Annotated in this window: 3 protein-coding genes; 1 reads left to right on the forward strand and 2 read right to left on the reverse strand. The window is 49.1% G+C overall.

Annotated features, from left to right (window positions below):
• Both C7460_RS21690 and C7460_RS21695 read right to left on the reverse strand, forming a co-directional pair.
• On the reverse strand, nucleotides 1-230 hold a 230-nt coding region (locus C7460_RS21690; RefSeq protein WP_147303048.1), incomplete at its 3' end, for a hypothetical protein.
• A 905-nt stretch (nucleotides 231-1,135) separates the two neighbouring features.
• Nucleotides 1,136-2,002 (reverse strand): LysR substrate-binding domain-containing protein, encoded by an 867-nt coding sequence (locus C7460_RS21695; RefSeq protein WP_170148134.1) that lies wholly within the window; start codon nucleotides 2,000-2,002, stop codon nucleotides 1,136-1,138.
• Between the two features lie 116 nt (nucleotides 2,003-2,118).
• Between C7460_RS21695 and C7460_RS21700 the strand changes: the two genes are divergently transcribed.
• Nucleotides 2,119-2,718, forward strand: coding sequence for an HPP family protein (locus C7460_RS21700; RefSeq protein WP_115870247.1), 600 nt, complete (start codon nucleotides 2,119-2,121; stop codon nucleotides 2,716-2,718).
• Nucleotides 2,719-2,925 lie beyond the last annotated feature (207 nt).

Consider the following 2,925-nt stretch of genomic DNA (forward strand, 5'->3'; position numbering starts at 1 on the left):
GTATTACTGCCTTTCATTTGATTTAAAATGCGAAAATATCCCAGTTGTTCCAAGGCTTCCTGTCTAAAATTATGGACAGTTTGATGGCTCAGTCCGTGTTTCCTGCCGATAAAGCTCATAGACTCCAAGCCCGTTACTAAATCTTCTAAGATCAAATGTTTAAATGCAGCACGATATAGGCGCTTACTTTTGTACTTTCTTTCAATGTCTAATTTTTCTGTTGTCTTCATAACTTGACGAATTAGTGTCAAGCTATTTCAGGATGGGACCAAAACCGATGTGATAGCGGAATTTTTCGATTTGCCGGTAGTAAATACGTTTTAGAAGCCTGTAGAATGAAAAAGTTGCTTGTAATTCCCGTTCAGACGGTTGTAAATAGACACAAAACACCAATAAATCGCTTTTAGACGCTTGTAAATAGGATTTAGACGCCTGTAAGCGGCCGTAAGACGGCTGCAGCGGCCATAAGATGGCTGCAGAATGGAAAAGACGGCTGTAATTCTGTTTTAGACGGCTGCAGAATCTAAAAATTGGTTGTAAGTCGCCTTCAGACGGTTGTAAGTACGATTTAGACGCTTGCAGCGGCCGTGAGACGGCTGCAGAATGGAAAAGACGCTTGTAATTCTGTTTTAGACGCCTGTAGAATGAAAAAGTCGCTTGTAAATCTCCTTTAGACGGTTGTAAGTACGATTTAGACGCTTGCAGCGGCCGGAAGTCGGTTGTAAGTGGGCTTCAGACGCTTGCAGTATGAAAAAGACGCTTGTAATTCTCTTTTAGACGGTTGTAAATACGATTTAGACGCTTGCAGCGGCCATAAGTCGGTTGCAGCGGCCATAAGATGGCTGCAGAATGGAAAAGACGGCTGTAATTCTGTTTTAGACGCCTGTAGAATGAAAAAGTCGCTTGTAAATCTCTTTTAGACGGTTGTAAGTACGATTTAGACGCTTGCAGCGGCCGTAAGACGGCTGTAATTCTGTTTTAGATGGCTGCAGAATCGAAAAGTCGGTTGTAAATACGATTTAGACGGTTGTAATTCTCTTTTAGACGGTTGTAAGCAGTCTTTAGACGCCTGCAGAAACCGTAAGACGGCTGCAGCGGCCATAAGACGCTTGTAAACCTCACAAGCTCTTTAGGATTACCAGGTCTTTAGCGTCAACACCTCGTCGGTGAGCTGTTTTAGCTGTGGGAGGTTTTGGTCCTCATTTCTATATACGGCATGTACCGTGCGGTGGAGTCCCTGGGCTCCTATGGTCTGGGTGGTGAGTCCTTTGGGGAGGGTAAACCGGTCCAGCTGCCAGTCAGGTAGGCAGAGTAGGCCTTTGCCTTCGGCTACCATTTGTAGGGCCACTTCTGTGAGTGGTATGGGCAGTATAGCGGCGGGCTCCACACCATTGGGCAGCAGAAAGTGCTGGTAGACATACACCGTTTCCAGCGGATACGAGTGGATCAGGAGTACTTCTTGCTGGAAAGCTTCGGCAGGTACAAACGACGCTTCGGCCAGTGGATGATCGTCGGGGACAATCACCCGGATCTCGTCTTGTTTCAGCGTACAGCTGGTAAGCTTTTCACTTTTTGGAGCAATGGTGGTCATGCCCAGGTCCAGCTCGTGGTGCATCAGCCGCTGATGGATGAGCTCCGGTGCTATGGGGGCATAGTCTGCTTCAAGGGTAAAATGGTAGCGCTGCAGGAGCAGATAAAACGCATAACATTCACTGCCCACCCGCAGGTTTTTGTTGGGCTTGAGGTTTTGGACCTGTCGCAGGCGAGAGGATACCGCACCCAGTACCGATAGCGAAAGCTGAAAGAGCTGTGTACCGGCAGGGGTGAGCTCCCAGGGTTTTTGTTGCCTGTCAAACACAGCCACCCCCAGCTGGTTTTCCAGTGCTCGCAGCTGGTGACTTACTGCCGATGGCGTGAGGTGCAGGTCATTGGCGGCACCTGCCAGATTGCCCGCATTGGCTATAGCCTTAATGAGTTTTAGATGTCTGATTTCTAAGTCCATGGCACTGTGATGTTGAGCAGATTTCATCGTACAAATGAAAATCCTTCAATGGGGTGGGGCATGCTGTTGCAAACTGTAAAAATAGCTTTGCGCTTACAAAGCAAACAGCATTTTGCATGGTAAGCAAGCACGTAAAGAGAAATTACCGCATCGTGCGGTATGTACTGTACAAGGAAACCCTACTCAATACCCGCGAGCACGTTTGGTCGTTTTTGGGCGCATTTTGTGGGATAGGGCTACTGGCCACCTGTCAGGGTGTGTGGCAAGACGAGCGGCTTACCGTACTTCTTATCGGTTCATTTGGAGCATCCAGTGTGCTGGTCTTTGGAGCCATCCAGAGTCCTTATGCTCAGCCGAGAAACCTCATTGGCGGTCATGTGCTGTCGGCGGTCATTGGCGTGGCCTGCCAGCAGCTGCTGGGGGCAGACACCTGGTATGCAGCAGCCTTTGCGGTGGCGCTGGCCATCATTGGGATGCAGTATAGCAAAACGGTACATCCACCCGGTGGGGCTACGGCGCTGATAGCAGTGATCGGTGGGCCTCAAATCGTGGCGATGGGCTGGTGGTATGTGCTCATGCCCGTGCTGGTAGGAGCCCTCGTGCTCCTGGTGGTGGCTTTGGTGTTTAACAATCTCACCGCCGATCGTGCTTATCCTACATCCGGGCGTTTTACCCGAATAATTCGTCGCAGACAGCAGGGTGGTAGGGGGGAGTAGATGATGCGTGAGGTGTGGGAAAAGCCCACACAATGGGAGTGGTTTAGCATTGATTCAAGAAGTGTTTCTATAGGAAAACACCACGCTTCCGCGGGATAAAAATCTGATGAACTGTCTCCATAAATGCATTTTTCCTCTACTTTTCATCAGCCTGGCTGGCCGCATGGAAAAGTAGATAATGAAAAAGCCCACCCCAAACGGGGCAGG

The sequence above is a fragment of the Marinoscillum furvescens DSM 4134 genome, from assembly GCF_003386095.1.
GTDB lineage: Bacteria > Bacteroidota > Bacteroidia > Cytophagales > Cyclobacteriaceae > Marinoscillum > Marinoscillum furvescens.

What these genes read in the sequence shown, in the direction of transcription:
- C7460_RS21695 (WP_170148134.1), bottom strand. Translation starts at nt 2,002, where the DNA reads ATGGACTTAGAAATCAGACATCTAAAACTCATTAAGGCTATAGCCAAT.
- C7460_RS21700 (WP_115870247.1), top strand. Translation starts at nt 2,119, where the DNA reads ATGGTAAGCAAGCACGTAAAGAGAAATTACCGCATCGTGCGGTATGTA.